This window comes from Paraburkholderia sp. GV068, assembly GCF_003058125.1.
Classification (GTDB): Bacteria; Pseudomonadota; Gammaproteobacteria; order Burkholderiales; family Burkholderiaceae; genus Paraburkholderia; species Paraburkholderia graminis.
The window spans coordinates 113,463-128,949 of sequence record NZ_QBUB01000011.1 but is presented as its reverse complement, the minus strand read 5'-3'; the positions used below and the strand labels follow the sequence as shown (position 1 = coordinate 128,949).

Sequence of the window (15,487 nt, the reverse complement as noted above, 5' to 3'; positions counted from 1 at the left end):
ATGCGTGCAGCGTGGGTGGCGCAGGACTTGCAGCGGGGCGTGCGGCGTGCGGTGATGGTGACGCTTGACCACGCGCAAGCATTTGTCCGCATTCCCGAACCATGATGCGCGCATACGGTCACACCGCAGACGACCGCGCTTCGCAACACGCCTCACCCCCGTCATGTCACGCGCATGACACGCATCGGCAAAACACTTCGCAACGTCCGCTAACCCGCCTGACAGTTCTTACGAGGAGTGACGTCATGGCTGAAGCAATCTCCCGTCCTGCCCCGCCGCAAACTCTCGACCCCGACACGCTGCGCAAGATGGACCGCTACTGGCGCGCATGCAATTACCTGTCCGCCGGCATGATCTATCTGCGCGACAACCCGCTGCTGCGCGAACCGCTGAAGCCGGAGCACATCAAGAATCGTCTGTTGGGACATTGGGGCTCGGACCCTGGACAGAGCTTCCTGCTCGTGCATCTGAACCGGCTCATCAACAAGCTCGACCTGAACATGATCTACATTTCCGGTCCAGGGCACGGCGCACCCGCGACGCTCGCGAACTGTTATCTCGAGGGACATTACTCGGAAATCTATCCGGACCGCAGCGAAGACGAAGCCGGCCTGCGGCGCTTTTTCCGCCAGTTTTCGTTTCCCGGCGGCATCGGCTCGCACTGCACGCCGGAAACGCCGGGCTCCATTCACGAAGGCGGCGAACTCGGCTACAGCCTGTCGCATGGCTATGGCGCGGCGTTCGACAACCCCGACCTGATCGTCGCGGTGATGATCGGCGACGGCGAAGCGGAGACCGGGCCGCTCGCCACGTCATGGCATTCGAACAAGTTTTTGAACCCGGTGCGCGACGGCGCGGTGCTGCCGGTGCTGCATCTGAACGGCTACAAGATCGCGAATCCGACGCTGCTCGCACGCATTCCGCGCGAAGAACTCGAAGCGTTGCTGACCGGTTACGGCCACAAGCCGTATTTCGTCGAAGGTGACGATCCAAACGTCATGCATCAGCAGATGGCCGCGACGCTCGAACAATGCATCGGCGAAATCAGGGCGATCCAGCAACATGCGCGCGCCAGCAACGACACGACGCGTCCGCGCTGGCCCATGATCGTGCTGCGTTCGCCGAAAGGCTGGACCGGTCCGAAAGAAGTGGACGGTCACAAGGTGGAAGGTTCGTGGCGCTCGCACCAGGTGCCCATTGCCGATCCGGCGACCAACAGCAAGAGCCTGAAACTGCTCGAAGGCTGGCTGCGCAGTTACGAGCCCGAGTCGCTGTTCGACGAAAGCGGGCGGCTCGTCGAGGAATTGCGCGAACTCGCGCCGAAGGGCACGCGCCGCATCAGCGCGAATCCGCATGCGAACGGCGGCGTGCTGTGCAAGATGCTCGACATGCCCGCGTTTCGCGACTACGCGGTCGAAGTGAAAAAGCCCGCATCCGCGTACTCGTCGCCCACACAGACGCTCGGCAAATTTTTGCGCGACGTGATGCGCAGGAACATGACCAACTTCCGCGTGTTCGGCCCCGACGAGACAGCGAGCAACAAGCTCACGGCCATCTATGAAGCATCGGACAAGACCTGGCTCGCCGACTCGCAGCCGAACGACGCGGACGGCGGCGCGCTATCGGCGGATGGCCGCGTGATGGAAATGCTGAGCGAACACACGCTCGAAGGCTGGTTCGAAGGTTATGTGCTGACGGGCCGGCATGGTCTCTTCGCGACGTATGAAGCGTTCGTGCATGTGATCGATTCGATGTTCAACCAGCACGCAAAGTGGCTCGAAAAAGCCAAGCGCGAACTCGGCTGGCGCCAGCCAGTGCCGTCGATCAACCTGCTCATCACGTCGCTTGTATGGCGTCAGGATCACAACGGCTTCACGCATCAGGACCCCGGTTTTCTGGACGTCGTGACGAATAAAAGCCCGGACGTAGTGCGTATTTATCTGCCGCCCGACGCAAACTGTCTGTTGAGCGTGGCAGATCACTGCCTGCGTTCGCGCGATTACGTGAACGTGATCGTGTCGGACAAGCAGCCGCATCTGGAGTATCTCGACATGGATGCGGCCGTCACGCATTGCACGAAGGGCATCGGCATCTGGGATTGGGCGTCGACCGACCAGGGCGCCGAGCCGGACGTGGTGATCGCGTGCGCGGGCGACATCGCGACAATGGAGGCGCTCGCCGCCGTGCAGCTTCTGAAAGAGCGTTTCGCTGATCTGAAAATCCGCTTCGTCAACGTCGTCGATCTGTTCCGGCTGATGCCCGAGCATGCGCATCCACACGGCCTGTCGAGCCGCGATTTCGATTCGCTGTTTACGACGAGCAAGCCGGTGATTTTCAACTTCCATTCGTATGCGTCGCTGGTTCACAAGCTGACGTATAACCGCACGAATCACGACAACCTGCACGTGCACGGTTATCACGAGAAGGGCAACATCAACACGCCGCTCGAACTCGCGATCATCAATCAGGTGGACCGGTTTTCGCTCGCCATCGACGTGATCGATCGCGTGCCGAAGCTGCGCGGCGTCGGCGATCACGCGAAGGAATGGCTGCGCGGGCAGATCATCGAGCATCTCGCCTATGCGCATGCCGAGGGCATCGACAAGGAAGAAATCCGCAACTGGACGTGGAAAGACTGAGGGAGGCGCGTCATGAACACGCAGCACGGCGCTTCGCCGCCGACCATTCTCGTGCTGAACAGCGGATCGTCGTCACTGAAGTTCGGGCTGTTCGCGCATTCGGGCGACGACGAATCGCTGCTGCTCGAAGGCAGCGCGCAAGGCATCGGCCGCGGCGACGGCAGCCTGCGCATTGCTGCGCCGGACGCACGCGTGCTGGTGCACGAGCAGCATGTGCTGGAATCGCAGACCGATGCGTTGCAAAAGCTCTCGGCTGTGCTTGCCGCTCAGCACTATGCGCAGCCAACGGCGGTCGGGCATCGCGTGGTGCATGGCGGGCCGCATCTGCGCACGCATCAGCGGCTCACGCCCGAGGTGCGCCGCCGTTTGCAGGATGCCGTGCATTTTGCGCCGCTGCATATTCCGCCGGCGCTTGCGTTGATCGACGAGGCGCAGACCATCTTCGGCAACGCCGGGCACTTTGCCTGCTTCGACACCGCGTTTCATGCGACGCTGCCGCCGCGCGCGGCGCGGCTCGCGTTGCCGCGCCGTTATGCGGATGCCGGCGTGATTCGCTATGGATTTCACGGGCTTTCGTACGAATCGCTCGTCGCGCAACTGGGCGCGGCGCTTCCGCCGCGCGCGGTGTTCGCTCATCTCGGCAACGGTTCGAGCGTATGCGCGTTGCGCGACGGGAAATCGATCGATACGTCGATGGGCATGACGCCAACCGGCGGCGTGCCGATGGGCACGCGCTGCGGCGATCTCGATCCGGGCGTGTTGCTGTATCTGATGCGTGTGGAAAAGCTCGACGCGGACGCGCTCGAAACGCTGCTGAACCGGCACAGCGGCCTCGCCGGTTACGCCGATGGCGAGAGCGACATGCAGGCGCTCGAACAACGCGCGGCGGCGGGCGACGCGAATGCGTCCCTCGCGCTCGACGCGTTCGCCACGGCGGTGCGCAAGACCATCGGCGGATATGCGGCCTTGCTGGGCGGCATCGACCTATTGGTGTTCACCGGCGGCATTGGCGAGCATAGCGCGGAGATTCGCAAGCGCATCTGCGAGGGACTGGGGTTTCTTGGCCTTCGGGAGGGCGATGCGTCGGGCAAGGTGAGGGCGGTTCATACGGAAGAGGAGAAACAGATTGCGAGGCATTGCCGTGCGTTGTTGCGTGGGTGATGCTCCCACTGCGAGCGACACGGCGCTCACGCGCAGGACCGGCTGCAAACGCATAGGCATCGAATACTCCATGTGAAAAAGCAGAAAGCCAGGCAGGCGACATGCCCAGCGGCGCGCGATACGACCCGCTGCGGCGAGATAGATGCACCGCCGGCGCCCAGGCCGTTTATCATAGTGCCCACAACCAGAAAAGTGCCGCCTCGCTGAGCGCGGCAAGGCGTTTCACCGATCACCACGGCAGCCATGCCGCTACACCACATGAATTCGACTCCCGATGTTCCCTCCCGTCCTTCGATCCGCGCGTTGACGCTGCTCGAGGGGCGCGTGCTTGGCGTGCTCGTCGAAAAACAGCACACGGTGCCCGATAGTTATCCGCTTTCGCTCAACGCACTGACGTTGGGCTGCAACCAGAAGACCGGCCGCTCGCCGGTGATGAACGCGACCGAAGCCGAAGTGCTGACCGCGCTCGACGGCCTCAAGCGGCTCAGCCTCGTCATGGAAGGCAGCAGCAGCCGCGTGCCGCGCTTCGAGCACAACATGAATCGCGTGCTTGGATTGCCTAGTCAATCGGCTGCGTTGCTGACCACGTTGCTGCTGCGCGGCCCGCAGACGGCCGCGGAATTGCGTTTGAACAGCGCGCGCTTTCATGGATTCGCCGATATTTCGTCGGTCGAAGCGTTTCTCGACGAACTCGCCGCGAACGATCCGCCGCGTGTCGTCAGACTGCCTCGCACGCCAGGCGAGCGCGAACATCGCTGGATGCATTTGCTGTGCGGCGAAGTGAACCTGAGCGAGTTCGCGCAGCCGGGCGGCAGCGCGGACGAAAGCGTGCCGCTCTCCGCGTTCGAGGCGCTGAAAGCCGAGCAAAAAAGACTCGCCGACGAAGTCAGCCGGCTGCAGGTGGTGGTGCGGCGCATGGCCGCCGAGCTGGGCATCGACGCGAACGATCTCGATGCGTGAGCTTTGACGCTCAGGTGTCGGTGCCGCGGCGCGGATCGGTGGATAACGCACGCTGCGTGCGATAGAAATTGCGCGGCGGCACATTCGGCGAGTCTTGTGCGAGCCGGTCGAGCTCGTCGCGAATAGCGGTCAGATAGTGGCCGTCGCGCGCGTCGGGGTCGCCCGCGAAAACCGATTCGAGACGCCGCCGCACCGCGCCATAACGCGCGCCCGCCGCGCGATGTTTTTCGGCGCGCTCCGCATACCGCAGATACGTTTGCAGCGCCGCCGACACCGCGGCAACCACGCTCACGAGCCCGACCAGCATCCTGACCTCGAACGAAACGGCGCTCGAATTCAGCGAGGCAAACACGGCCGTGCCCACGAACGCGGCCAGCACAGTGACGAGCCAGCCCATCTGCCGGTCGCGCGCGGACAGCAGATCGGCCATGTCGTAGTGACTCATCTGGGATTCGCGCGCGCGTCGGATCCATTTCAGCAGAAGCTGCTGTTCGTCGACCGGCGGCTCGTAGGCAGGCAGATTCTTCATGGGGCTCGTCAGGGCAGTGGCGTGCCGCGCTCCGCGCGCGTGCACCGATGACGTTACTGTGCCACATGAAGGCGCGGCCTGGAGCCGCGCGTGTCACGCCGCCTGCGCGGCCGGCCGCGCTATGCCGAAGCGCTCGTTGTGCGGCCTGCCATTCAGATAGAAGTCGCCGATGGCGGCCTCGCGGATGATCGCCGGATTGTGCGACGCGAGCACGCGCGCATTGCGCCAGTAGCGGTCGAAGCGCCGCGTTTCGCTCGTCGCCGATGCGCCGCCCACTTCGAACAGCAGCGTCGCGGCCTGCAACGTTTGCTCGATGGCGATCTGCTGCGCCTGGAAGGTCTGGATGTCGAGCCGGAAATAGGTCTCTTCGGTCGTGCGGCCTTCGTGCCGTGCGATCAGTACTTCGTCGATGGCCCTTGCGAGCGATGCACTGATGCTTTGCGTCGAATAGGCGAGGCTCGCGAGCCGGCCCACGACGCGTTGCACGAGCGGATTGTCGCGCGGACTCGATTCGCCTGGGATTCCGAAGGTTCGCGTCTTTGCCTGCGCGAAGGCGACGGCGTCGCGTAGCGCGGCACGGCTAATGCCTGCGAGATTCGCGATGTGCAGCGCCTGATAGTACGACGTGAGTACGCTGTTGCGGCGCGGCGCCGACGCGTCATAGCGCCGGTACACGTTCTCGCGCGAGATGGGCACATGGTTAAAGCGCGTGGTGCCGCTGCCCGTCAGGCGCTGGCCGAAACCGTCCCAATCGTCGATACGTTCGAGACCCGGCGTGTCGGTTTTGACGAGCACGCGCAGGTCGCTTTCGCCGTCGTGCGCGGTGACGTCGACCCAGTCCGCGTAGAGCGTGCCGGTGGTGTAGTACTTCTCTCCGTCGAGATGCCACGCGCCGTCGGTCTGCGTGAGACGCAGGCTGTTGTTGGTGACGGCGGTGCGTTCGGCCACGGCGCCGCCGATGATCTGCCCTTGCGCGACGCGTGTGAGCCAGCGGTCGCGCAACGCGTCGTCGCCATATTCCAGCAGTGATTCGATAAAGCCGCCATGCACGCGCAGGATTTGCGGCAGGTTCGAATCCGCTTCGCCGAGGCGCGTGACGAGGCCAAGGAACTCGCTCAGCGACACCCCTTCGCCGCCGTATTGCGTCGGTACGCGCAGCTTCGTATAGCCGGCTTCGCGCAACCATTCGACGGGTTCGTAGGCAAGCTCGCGATGCCGTTCGCGATGCACCGCGCCTTCTGCGATGCGCGCGAACACGGGCGCGAAGCGGCGCGTCAGCGCGTTGTCGTCGAAAAGCTGCGCGGCATCGGCAAGGTCGGCCGCATGCGGCGGGTTGTCGTGTGAAGAGGGCGCGGACATGGGTTCTCCGTATGGGACGCGCAATGCGCAATCCGGCAACGGTAAGACATACGGCGCGCGCGGAGCAACGAAGGATTTCGCCGATTCTTAGCAGGGAGAGAGGAATGGATTTTGTGCATGCATCGCTTTTGCCCGAAAACGCGGCGAATATCCCAAAAACATGGATGTTGCGCGATCTGCTAGGTTTACGCCGGACCAGGAACGGTACTGGTCCAATAACAACGAGCAGATTTCATGCAGAAGTGCGACAACCCAAGGTGTCCGGTTTGTTACCCGAACTGGAAAGAGGAAGAAGCTGAAGAAGCAAACGGGCCGAAGACAACTGGCACGACTGCATCGACTGCTGGCGGTTCTATCAGAAGCAGGCCGAGGCCATCGTAGCCGTTGACGATCCGATTGCGCGCAACCGGCGCATCAACGCGGCCTATGCGCAATTGTGGCTGGACGATCATCGCTTTCAGTGGGCGGGACTCGCGGCCTTCGCATCGAAGCAGGTAGGCTGCGGGCTACTGAACGCGGCCGACATGATCGTCAAATCGGCTTCGGGCAGTGCTGCCAATTTGCGCAAGGTAACGAGTGTTGGCCCTGCTGCATGGATGATGGGCTACGGGGCACAGTCCGCTGCGGGCGCTGCGACCGCAGAAGGCGCTGGCAAGGTCTATCAGATGCTGGCAAAGGGCAATACGTCGCTGTTCCTCGACGTGTGGCCGCTGCACATGTTCTACAAGAAGTTTGGGCTACAGCGGTTCAAAAGATGCCTGCAAGAGCGACAGGCATTACGCGGGGCGGTCGTGTGGCCGATCGCGGATCGTGTCCTTTTCGCCGAAACCAAACCAGAAGTTTTGCGCGCCTTTTCCGCGATTGATAGCGGCGATATTTCGACCGCCGTTGAACAGCTTGCGCAACACGAACAACTCAATATCCTGCAACCGGCCATGTACAACGATCCGGCATTCGCGCTGCTGATGCGCGCCAATCAATTCGCGTGGGCGCTGCATATCCCGACCGGATCGGCGCGGGAAATACAGCTTGCCTTCGCGAACGAATGTACGGTGACGGGGGCCAACGCCAGAAACGAACGTTTCAGCAAGGAACCGCTTGCAAATCTGGCGGACGGCGCGCAACGCATGGCGTTTGTCCTGCGTGCAGCCGAGCGTTTCGACCAGCTACTACGTGATCCACTTCAGAAATACGACGTTGAGAGCTCACTTTTTCTCATTGCGCATCCAAGGTAAGCATGCTGAGTCGAAAAATCAGGTGGTCCGGCTATCTCGCTTGCATCGTGGCGGGCTGCGTTGCCGTATGGGGATTGCTCGCAATGGCACGGCCGGTTGATGAAGTCGTTCTTACGCTTGGCCAACCTTACGAACAGGTCCGCACGCAATCGCGGTCCACGCTTCCGCCTGTCCAGCCAAATGCAGCTTGGGGAGGCTACGTGCTCCGTCCTGCAAAGTTCAGGTTTGCAGACTCGCGATTTGGCTTTACGACGCCCCCGGCGAAATTCCTTAACGTGGGGTATGACAAACATGGCAATGTATGGTCAGTGAGTCTTTCGCCGCAAGTCGAAACACTACCGCTTGACGAATCGATGGCTATCCTCACGGACTTACAGAACCAGTTCAGGCGAGGGGGATGGAAACCGTTTCACTCGTCGACGAATCGCCCGATCGAAGACACGCAGACGGCGCGCGATGCAATTCGGGCGTGCAACGCGCCAACGACACGATGGCAGGCCGACAACAAGTATCAGGTTTCCCTCAATATCCGATGCTTCCGGACGGACGACCGACCAAACGAGGAGCGCTACCTGATTACCCTCGACCTTAGTTTTCCGTTGCTCGAAGATAACGCCGGCGACAATTGAACGGATAGGCTGGCGAGCGGATTTCGCCGGCATTTTTCTGAAGCGCCCAACACACGGCGGTTCGCCCGCGCGCGCGGGCGAACATTACGCTACGACCGATCCCGATTGCGCGCTCTCGTCGCGCCGGTGATGACCGCGATGCCGAACAGAATCACGGCCACGATCGCGATGATGTGCTGCGCGACGTGCAGCGCCATCAATCCCCACGCGACGCCGCCGATGAAAATGATCCATCCGACCAGGTAGATAAGCAGGGTCATCGTTTTTCTCCTTCTGTTGTCGGCTCATGGCGCCGGTTGCCTGCCGTGAAAAATTTACCGTGCGCTCCGATGGTTGCCTATGATGCCGCTAACGCAAGGGCCATCGGCAGGCTTATTCCCAAGCACATTGCGCGCCTGGCTTCATGATGCAGTGCGTGGCCAATCGTCGGAACGCGGCTTGCTTGCTTCGCGTGCATATCCGCCCATGCAAAAACGCGAAGCGAGCAGCGCAACGCGACGAACTATGGTTACCACGAAGCGCACACCGAAGCGCACACCCAAGCGCCCATCATCCACGGAAGGCGAAGAGCCCGCCGCGCCCGAGGTCGATCCCGACCAGCATCCCGCGACACTCGACGATTGCCGCCGCTGTCCGCTCTGGGCCAACGCGACCCAAGGCGTGCCGGGCGCCGGTCCACGCCGTGCGCCGATCATGATGGTCGGCGAGCAGCCGGGCGACAAGGAAGATCTGCAAGGCTTGCCGTTTGTCGGCCCAGCCGGCGCGTTGCTCGACGACGCGCTTGTCGAAGCCGGCGTCGGTCGCAAGGAAGTCTATGTGACCAACGCGGTCAAGCATTTCAAATGGACGCCGCGCGGCAAGCGCCGCATGCATAAGACGCCGGGGCAACGCGAGGTGGACGCGTGCCGCTACTGGCTCGATCAGGAACTCGAGAGCGTCGGCGCTCACGTGATCGTCGCCTTGGGCGCGACCGCGCTGAAGGCCGTGCTCGAAGATCCGAAGTCGCGCTTGCAGGATTCAATCGGCAAGGTCATCGAACACGGCGACCGGCTCGTGGTCGCGACGTATCATCCTTCGTTCGCCTTGCGTGCGCCCGATCCCGAGACACGTCATCGCGCGTATGCGGCGATCGTCGCCGCGCTGCAGGACGCGAAGAAACTCGCGCAGCGGCGCAAATAGAAGCGGGCGTGGCGTGCTCTCACGCCGCCGCTTGCTGCGCGTGCAGCCCGAGGCGCTCCATCAATCGTTGGGCATCGAACGGCGCGTTGGTTTTGGCGTCGTTGTCGAAATAGCAGTACACGTCGCGCGTTTGCGCGCGAGGCGGCTGCAGGGCCGGCGCGGCGAGACGCGCGTCGGCGGGCTGCGAACCCTGGCTCCACGATTCGATTCTGCGCGCCCATCGTTCGAGCGCCGCATCGGAGTACTCTCCCGAATACTTGGTCTCGGTGCCGTGCAGACGGATGTAGACGAAGCCCGCGCTGAGATCCTCGAACTGCGGCCATGCTTCAGTCGAATCCGACACGACGAGCGCGACCTTGTGACGACGCAGCAGCTTCACGAACGCGGGGTCCACGAAACTGTCATGACGCACTTCAATCGCGTGACGCAATTTGCGTTTGCGGTCGATCTCGACATACGGCGTCTTCACGCGCTGATCGTGCTGTTGCGCGAGCGCGAGCGCCGCTTCGGTATCGCGCGGCAGCAGGCTCAGGAAGCGCTCCATGTGCTCGGGATCGAAACGCAACGACGGTGGAAATTGCCACAGTATCGGCCCGAGCTTGTCCTTCAGCGCGAGCAGTCCCTGCGCAAAAAAATTCGCGCACGCGACGGTGGCCGTCTCGTCGCGAAAGCGCAGAAGGTGCGTCAGATAGCGCGCGCCTTTCACGCTGAAAACAAAACCGGGCGGCGTTTCGGCGTACCAGTGCAGCCAACTGTCGAGCGATTGCAGGCTGTAGTGCGTGCCGTTGATTTCGATCGTCTGCATGAGGCCCGATGCGTACTGCAACTCGCTGTCCTGCTTCAGGCCTTTCGGATAGAACGTCCCGCGCCACCCTTTGTAGCGCCAGCCTGAAATGCCGATGTGAATCTCGCCTGATGTGCTTTTCACGTCGATGCCCAAATGTCTGACGTCTGTCTCTGACCTTGGGGCGCAGCAAGGGTTGTGCCATCGCAGGGCACGCACGTTGCTCCATCCGCGTATCGGACGATGCATTGGAGGCACGCATGGCAGGCACGGATTTCCGCAGCACGGACCTCGAGACGCAAAGCGACGGCACGATGCGCGTGACGCATCGCGGCGTGGATATCGTCGTCAGTGCGAAGCAGAACGATCGGGGCGCGTGGGTCGCGCGGATCGACGCGTCCGTGGACGGCAAGCCGTTCGCGCTGCCCGACGTCGAACCGGTCACACCCGAATGGACGACGCATGCGGAGGCGTTACGCGATGGCGTCGAACGCGGCTGCTATCTGGTCGAGCGAAGCAAGGCCGGTCACGGTCTCGAAGATTCAGCGCACGGATCGGGAGGCAACTGATGAACCGTCTCGCCAATCTCGTGTGCCGCGCGACGGTGTCCGGCACCGCAGCGGGCAGCGCCGCAGCCGTCGCCGCCGCCGCGCGAGCGCGCGCCGACGGCAGCACGCCGTACGCGCCGCTCAACGCCGTCACGCATTGCTTGTGGCCGCGCCGCGCGTTCAGCGAAACGGGTCCGAGCGCGCGCTTCACGCTGACGGGTCTCGCGATCCATCAGGCGTCGGCGATTTTTTGGGGCGTGCTGTTCGAAGGATTACTGGACCGCTGGCAGTGCCATGTAAAACGCCGCGCCGGTGTCGCGGACATCGCGGCGAGTGCGGTGACCACGGCGGCCGTCGCTTATACCGTCGACTATCACATGGTGCCGCGCCGTCTCACGCCCGGCTTCGAAGCGCATCTGACGAAGCGCTCGATGTTCTACGTGTATGCGGCGCTCGCAGCAGGTTTCGCGGCCGCCGCGCTGTGCCGGGGCAACGGCAATGGCAACAGCAACAGCAACGAATGAGCTGACGTGACCTCATCCGGCCCGCTCAAGCCACTTCCGCCTTCCGCACCTCCGCCGCCCGTTCGACCAGAATCACGAACGGCTCGCCCTCGTGGATTTCATAGCGGCGAATCTGAGTGACCTGCTCGGCGGACAGCACCTTGCCTTTGGTCATCAGCAGCGTGCCGCGCGACGTGCGCAGATCGTCGGCGAGTTTCATGCCTTCTTTCAGATGCGATGCGTCGACGCGGTCGGGCACGCCTTCCGGCGTCAATTCCGCGTGCTTCATCAGCAACTCGATGTACTTCTCCGCAATCGCCGGATCGTAACGAATGCCGCTTTGCGCGCGCACGGTCGAGATGATCTGCGCGTCGTTCATCTTTTGCGGTGCAATCACGCCGATGCGCAAATCTTCCGCATCGCGCGCCAGCGCAAGCACGCGAGCGCCGAGCGGAATCAGGCCGCCGAGCAGGCCATCCGGCGTGCCGCGTCCGTCGTAACGTTCATACTGATGGCGAATCATCGCCTGCACGCCGCTTAGTTGCGAGACCGGCGTGAGCGCCATCTGCCCATGCAACGGATGAAGCTGATAGAGCTTCGCTTCCTGCGGCTGCAGCTTCGCGATAGGCGTCTTCAGCAGCGCATCGGGCAGAAACAGTTTGCCGATGCCATGCAGCAAGCCCGCCATCAGCAATTCGTTGCACGCGTAGTCGCTCAGGCCGAGCGCGGCGCCGAGCTGTCTTGCCGTCTCGCCGATTCGCGCCGAATGGCCGGGCAACCCGCAGCGCATTTCGACCATGTTCGCGCAGACCTTCACCATCGTCAGGAAGTTGCTTTTGAGGTCTTGTTGCGCGCCTTCGAGAAACATCACGGTCTGACGTATTTCCTCGGTGCGTGCATCGACCTCGCGCTCGAGTTCCATGTTGAACGACGAGAGCTTCTCGTTCTGTTCCTGCAACAGCGCGGCGAGCCGTTCGGTCTTGCGTTGCAGCGCGAGCTGTTCGAGCGCGCGCTGGATCGTGAGCAGCAGATCCTGGTCGTCCCACGGCTTGTGCAGATAGTGATAGACGTGGCCTTCGTTGACCGCGCGCACGACCGCATCGACTTCGGAATAGCCGGTGAGCAGAATGCGGATCGCGTCGGGCGCCATGCTGCGCGAGCGCGACAGAAACTCCGCGCCGTCCATGTTCGGCATGCGCATGTCGGAAATGATCACGTCGACGCGCGCCGATTCGAGCAGCGTGAGCGCTTCCGCGCCGCTGTTCGCGCTCAGCACCTCGTACTTCAGCGGGCGCAGCAGGCGTTTGAGCGACGAGATCACGCCGGGCTCATCGTCGACGAGCAGCAGCGTGGGGACTGTCGCGGGCGCTGCATCCGCAACGGCATCGAAAGAAGCGAGCGGTGTTTGCTGCGCCGGTTCATCGCGAGCGGGCTCGATGGAATTGCCGGTTGCCTGAAGCTCAGCCATGATTAACCTCGTGGTTAGCGCAAATAACAGCGCGTTTTACAGCGCGCTTTGCATCGGCCCGCATTACAGCGCTTCCAGAAAGTGGTCGAGCGCTTCCTTCATTCCGCGGATCGCCGCATCGGGCAGCAACAGCACCATGCGCGCGCCGAAGCCGCCTTGCTCGAGCGTGAAGTGAATCTCGAGCAGCAGCGCGACGTCCCAGCGTCCGCCGGGCAGCAGTCCGTCCTGCGTCTTCGTCGCACAAGGCAACAGCGTCGGCTGCGAGAAGCAGATGTGCCGCCCCAACTGCTCGAACACGCTTTGCACGCAGGCGCCGACCAGCAGGTTCGTGATGTCGCACAACACTTCGACTTCGGTGTCGGGCTCGCCGACGTCATGACCCATCAGTTGTTGCAGTTCGCGCTGGCCGTCCTTGCCGACCAGCACGATCGCCTCGCCGGATATGTCGGATTGAAACGCCTGGCGCACCGGCCGCAATTCGCTGTCGTCCTGTGCGCCGAGCGCGACGCGCAATTGCTCGACGCCGACGACGCGGATATTCGGCACCGACAGCGTGACGAAAGCGCCCAGCAGTTTGGCCAGTGCGGCGGCGGCCTTGCCCATGCCGACGTTGCAGATCTCCTGCAACGCGTCGCGCTGGTCTTCGTTCAGAAACTGTTCATTCATGGAGACCGTACTCCGCGAGAATCGGCCGGATCGCTTCGGGCGATACCGGCTTGGAAATGAAGCCGATCGCGCCGAGCGACTTCGCGCGCTCGACGGCGCCGCACTGCACGTCCGCCGACACGACGATCACAAACGTATCGAGGCCCTCGTGTTGGATCGCTTCGAGCACCTGAAAGCCGTTCATGACGGGCATCGTCAGATCGAGAAACATCACGGCGCCCTTGCCGGCGCGATACAGCTCGAGCGCGGCCGCGCCGTCCGACGCCTGGGTGATCTCGATGTCCCACTCCTCGGGCAGCGAGCGGATCAATAGTTTGCGGGCGAGTGTCGAATCGTCGACAACGAGTACAGGCAATGGCATAGGTCTACCTCATGTGGCTGCCGGCGACTGCGCCGGCAACGCGATTGCATCGAGCGAACCGCTTTGCGCGAGCGCTTCGGTGTTGCTGTCTTCAGGCTGCGCTCCGTCGACGGGCAGCGTGACGCGGAAGGTGGTGCCTTCGCCGATGGTGCTCGCCACGGAGATCGTGCCGCGATGCGCGTTGACGATTCCATAGGTCACCGACAAACCGAGGCCGGTCCCCTGGCCCACGGGTTTCGTCGTAAAGAACGGATCGAAAATGCGCTTCAACAGTTCAGGCGGGATGCCGCAGCCCATGTCGGCGACTTCGAACCACACGCGCGACGGGTCGGCCGCATCCATGCCGGTGCGCACGGTGATGGTGCCGCGCGGCGCGCCGTGCTGCTCGTGATTGCCGCCGTAAGCCTGCGCCGCGTTCACGACCAGGTTGAGCACGACCTGGCTGATCTGCGACGGAATGCAGCGCACGAATGGAATCTCCGCATATTCGCGCACGAGATGCGCGCAGTACTTCACTTCGTTATGGACGATGTTCAGCGTCGACTCGATGCAGCGATGAATGTCCGCGAGTTCCCATACCTGCGTGCTGTCCACACGCGAGAAGTCGCGCAGATCGACCACAATGGTGCGCACGCGCGCGAGTCCTTCCTTCGATTCGTGCACGAGCGTCGGTGCGTCGCCGAGCAGATAGTCGAGGTCCGCCTGTTCCGCGAGCGCCTCGATGTCATGCTTCAGTGCGGGCGCGGCTTCGCTCACCATGCGTTGAACGTCGGCTGCATAACGGATCAGCGTCTTCACGTAGCCGTCGAGTGTGTTCAGGTTCGACAGCACGAAGCCGACCGGATTGTTGATCTCATGCGCGACGCCCGCCGCGAGTTGGCCGATCGCGGCCAGCTTCTCCGATTGCAGCAATTGCTGATGCGCATGGGCGAGCGCATCGTTGAGCGAAGTAAGCTGCTGGTTGCGCACGGTCAGCTCGGCCAGCGCGTTCGTGACCGCCTTCTCGCGATCCTGAAGCTCGCCGTACGCAATGCACACGTCGGTCGTATCGACGATCGCGACGCCGACCGCGACCACTTCGCCGCGGCTGTTCTCGATCGGAATGAAGTTGCAGTTCTGGCGCATCGCGTCGATCGTGCCCGTGATCGGACGCGAATGCTCGAAGCGAAACAGATACGGCCGATGTTCCCACGACGAATAAGCCGGCGTGCCCAGCACGAACACGCCTTCGATCTTTCTGCTCAGCCATTGCCGCGGCAGTTCGGGAAACACGTCGAGCAGATTCTGGCCGACTACCGATTCGGCCGAACGCCCGCTATGCGATTGCATGAAGCGATTCCACGTCAGGATACGTAACTCGCGATCGACGGTGAAGACGCCGCAGTTCACGCGCTCGACAATAGCTTCCGACAGACTGGTTTTCACCGAAGAAATGGCCCGTGAAAAGACAAAGCATGCGGCGCTCT

Annotated in this window: 15 protein-coding genes and 1 pseudogene; 8 read left to right on the top strand and 8 right to left on the bottom strand. The window is 62.7% G+C overall.

The genetic code is table 11. From position 1 onward, the window contains the following. Positions 1–245: 245 nt before the first annotated feature. The 3 genes from C8K18_RS22035 (at position 246) to C8K18_RS22025 (ending at position 4,760) form a co-directional block, all read left to right on the top strand. Positions 246–2,639, top strand: coding sequence for a phosphoketolase (locus C8K18_RS22035; protein WP_006047075.1), 2,394 nt, complete (start codon positions 246–248; stop codon positions 2,637–2,639). Between the two features lie 12 nt (positions 2,640–2,651). After that, on the top strand, positions 2,652–3,800 hold the full coding sequence (locus tag C8K18_RS22030) for an acetate/propionate family kinase (protein WP_006047076.1): 1,149 nt from the start codon (positions 2,652–2,654) through the stop codon (positions 3,798–3,800). A 258-nt stretch (positions 3,801–4,058) separates the two neighbouring features. Then, positions 4,059–4,760 (top strand): YceH family protein, encoded by a 702-nt coding sequence (locus C8K18_RS22025; protein ID WP_006047077.1) that lies wholly within the window; start codon positions 4,059–4,061, stop codon positions 4,758–4,760. A 10-nt stretch (positions 4,761–4,770) separates the two neighbouring features. Here C8K18_RS22025 and C8K18_RS22020 read toward each other — a convergent pair whose 3' ends face one another. Both C8K18_RS22020 and C8K18_RS22015 read right to left on the bottom strand, forming a co-directional pair. Continuing rightward, positions 4,771–5,289 (bottom strand): SLATT domain-containing protein, encoded by a 519-nt coding sequence (locus C8K18_RS22020; RefSeq protein ID WP_006047078.1) that lies wholly within the window; start codon positions 5,287–5,289, stop codon positions 4,771–4,773. A 93-nt stretch (positions 5,290–5,382) separates the two neighbouring features. Then, positions 5,383–6,648 carry an acyl-CoA dehydrogenase family protein gene (locus C8K18_RS22015; RefSeq protein WP_107709790.1) on the bottom strand — a complete coding sequence of 422 codons (1,266 nt, stop codon included), beginning with the start codon at positions 6,646–6,648 and terminating at the stop codon, positions 5,383–5,385. A gap of 234 nt (positions 6,649–6,882) precedes the next feature. On the opposite strand from C8K18_RS22015, the pseudogene C8K18_RS22010 reads away from it, so the two are divergent. Together C8K18_RS22010 and C8K18_RS33770 are read left to right on the top strand one after the other, a co-directional pair. Further along, positions 6,883–7,883, top strand: a pseudogene (locus tag C8K18_RS22010) (DUF2515 family protein). A gap of 353 nt (positions 7,884–8,236) precedes the next feature. Continuing rightward, positions 8,237–8,512, top strand: a complete 276-nt coding sequence (locus tag C8K18_RS33770) for a hypothetical protein (protein ID WP_258196181.1) — start codon at positions 8,237–8,239, stop codon at positions 8,510–8,512. An 89-nt stretch (positions 8,513–8,601) separates the two neighbouring features. Here the strand turns inward: C8K18_RS33770 and C8K18_RS33365 are convergent, their stop codons facing one another. Further along, complete coding sequence (locus C8K18_RS33365) at positions 8,602–8,772, bottom strand: hypothetical protein (protein WP_165919844.1); 171 nt, start codon at positions 8,770–8,772, stop codon at positions 8,602–8,604. A 244-nt stretch (positions 8,773–9,016) separates the two neighbouring features. On the opposite strand from C8K18_RS33365, the gene C8K18_RS22000 reads away from it, so the two are divergent. After that, the gene (locus C8K18_RS22000; protein WP_107709786.1) at positions 9,017–9,691 is read left to right on the top strand and encodes a UdgX family uracil-DNA binding protein; all 675 of its coding nucleotides are present in this window, start codon (positions 9,017–9,019) and stop codon (positions 9,689–9,691) included. 19 nt (positions 9,692–9,710) lie between these two features. Here C8K18_RS22000 and C8K18_RS21995 read toward each other — a convergent pair whose 3' ends face one another. Then, positions 9,711–10,619: a DUF72 domain-containing protein gene (locus tag C8K18_RS21995; RefSeq protein ID WP_044020189.1), complete on the bottom strand. Its 909-nt coding sequence runs from the start codon at positions 10,617–10,619 to the stop codon at positions 9,711–9,713. A gap of 116 nt (positions 10,620–10,735) precedes the next feature. Between C8K18_RS21995 and C8K18_RS21990 the strand changes: the two genes are divergently transcribed. Then, positions 10,736–11,044, top strand: a complete 309-nt coding sequence (locus C8K18_RS21990; protein ID WP_107709784.1) for a DUF6566 family protein — start codon at positions 10,736–10,738, stop codon at positions 11,042–11,044. Further along, positions 11,044–11,547 carry a hypothetical protein gene (locus C8K18_RS21985; protein WP_107709782.1) on the top strand — a complete coding sequence of 168 codons (504 nt, stop codon included), beginning with the start codon at positions 11,044–11,046 and terminating at the stop codon, positions 11,545–11,547. Before C8K18_RS21990 ends, C8K18_RS21985 begins: the two co-directional genes overlap by 1 nt. Positions 11,548–11,572: 25 nt before the next feature. Here the strand turns inward: C8K18_RS21985 and C8K18_RS21980 are convergent, their stop codons facing one another. The 4 genes from C8K18_RS21980 to C8K18_RS21965 form a co-directional block, all read right to left on the bottom strand. Beyond that, positions 11,573–12,994, bottom strand: coding sequence for an HD domain-containing phosphohydrolase (locus C8K18_RS21980; protein WP_107709780.1), 1,422 nt, complete (start codon positions 12,992–12,994; stop codon positions 11,573–11,575). 63 nt (positions 12,995–13,057) lie between these two features. After that, positions 13,058–13,660 (bottom strand): chemotaxis protein CheC, encoded by a 603-nt coding sequence (locus C8K18_RS21975; RefSeq protein ID WP_006047086.1) that lies wholly within the window; start codon positions 13,658–13,660, stop codon positions 13,058–13,060. Next, a complete protein-coding gene (locus C8K18_RS21970; protein WP_006047087.1) occupies positions 13,653–14,021 on the bottom strand; it encodes a response regulator in 369 nt (122 codons plus the stop codon). Before C8K18_RS21970 ends, C8K18_RS21975 begins: the two co-directional genes overlap by 8 nt. A gap of 9 nt (positions 14,022–14,030) precedes the next feature. Further along, positions 14,031–15,446, bottom strand: coding sequence for an ATP-binding protein (locus C8K18_RS21965; protein WP_006047088.1), 1,416 nt, complete (start codon positions 15,444–15,446; stop codon positions 14,031–14,033). Positions 15,447–15,487 lie beyond the last annotated feature (41 nt).

Excerpts from the sequence above, each read along its gene's own strand:
- C8K18_RS22025 (WP_006047077.1), top strand. The coding sequence starts at position 4,059 with ATGAATTCGACTCCCGATGTTCCCTCCCGTCCTTCGATCCGCGCGTTG.
- C8K18_RS22030 (WP_006047076.1), top strand. The coding sequence starts at position 2,652 with ATGAACACGCAGCACGGCGCTTCGCCGCCGACCATTCTCGTGCTGAAC.
- C8K18_RS21975 (WP_006047086.1), bottom strand. The coding sequence starts at position 13,660 with ATGAATGAACAGTTTCTGAACGAAGACCAGCGCGACGCGTTGCAGGAG.
- C8K18_RS22035 (WP_006047075.1), top strand. The coding sequence starts at position 246 with ATGGCTGAAGCAATCTCCCGTCCTGCCCCGCCGCAAACTCTCGACCCC.
- C8K18_RS21980 (WP_107709780.1), bottom strand. The coding sequence starts at position 12,994 with ATGGCTGAGCTTCAGGCAACCGGCAATTCCATCGAGCCCGCTCGCGAT.
- C8K18_RS22000 (WP_107709786.1), top strand. The coding sequence starts at position 9,017 with ATGGTTACCACGAAGCGCACACCGAAGCGCACACCCAAGCGCCCATCA.
- C8K18_RS21970 (WP_006047087.1), bottom strand. The coding sequence starts at position 14,021 with ATGCCATTGCCTGTACTCGTTGTCGACGATTCGACACTCGCCCGCAAA.
- C8K18_RS21985 (WP_107709782.1), top strand. The coding sequence starts at position 11,044 with ATGAACCGTCTCGCCAATCTCGTGTGCCGCGCGACGGTGTCCGGCACC.
- C8K18_RS22015 (WP_107709790.1), bottom strand. The coding sequence starts at position 6,648 with ATGTCCGCGCCCTCTTCACACGACAACCCGCCGCATGCGGCCGACCTT.
- C8K18_RS21990 (WP_107709784.1), top strand. The coding sequence starts at position 10,736 with ATGGCAGGCACGGATTTCCGCAGCACGGACCTCGAGACGCAAAGCGAC.
- C8K18_RS33365 (WP_165919844.1), bottom strand. The coding sequence starts at position 8,772 with ATGACCCTGCTTATCTACCTGGTCGGATGGATCATTTTCATCGGCGGC.
- C8K18_RS33770 (WP_258196181.1), top strand. The coding sequence starts at position 8,237 with ATGGCTATCCTCACGGACTTACAGAACCAGTTCAGGCGAGGGGGATGG.
- C8K18_RS22020 (WP_006047078.1), bottom strand. The coding sequence starts at position 5,289 with ATGAAGAATCTGCCTGCCTACGAGCCGCCGGTCGACGAACAGCAGCTT.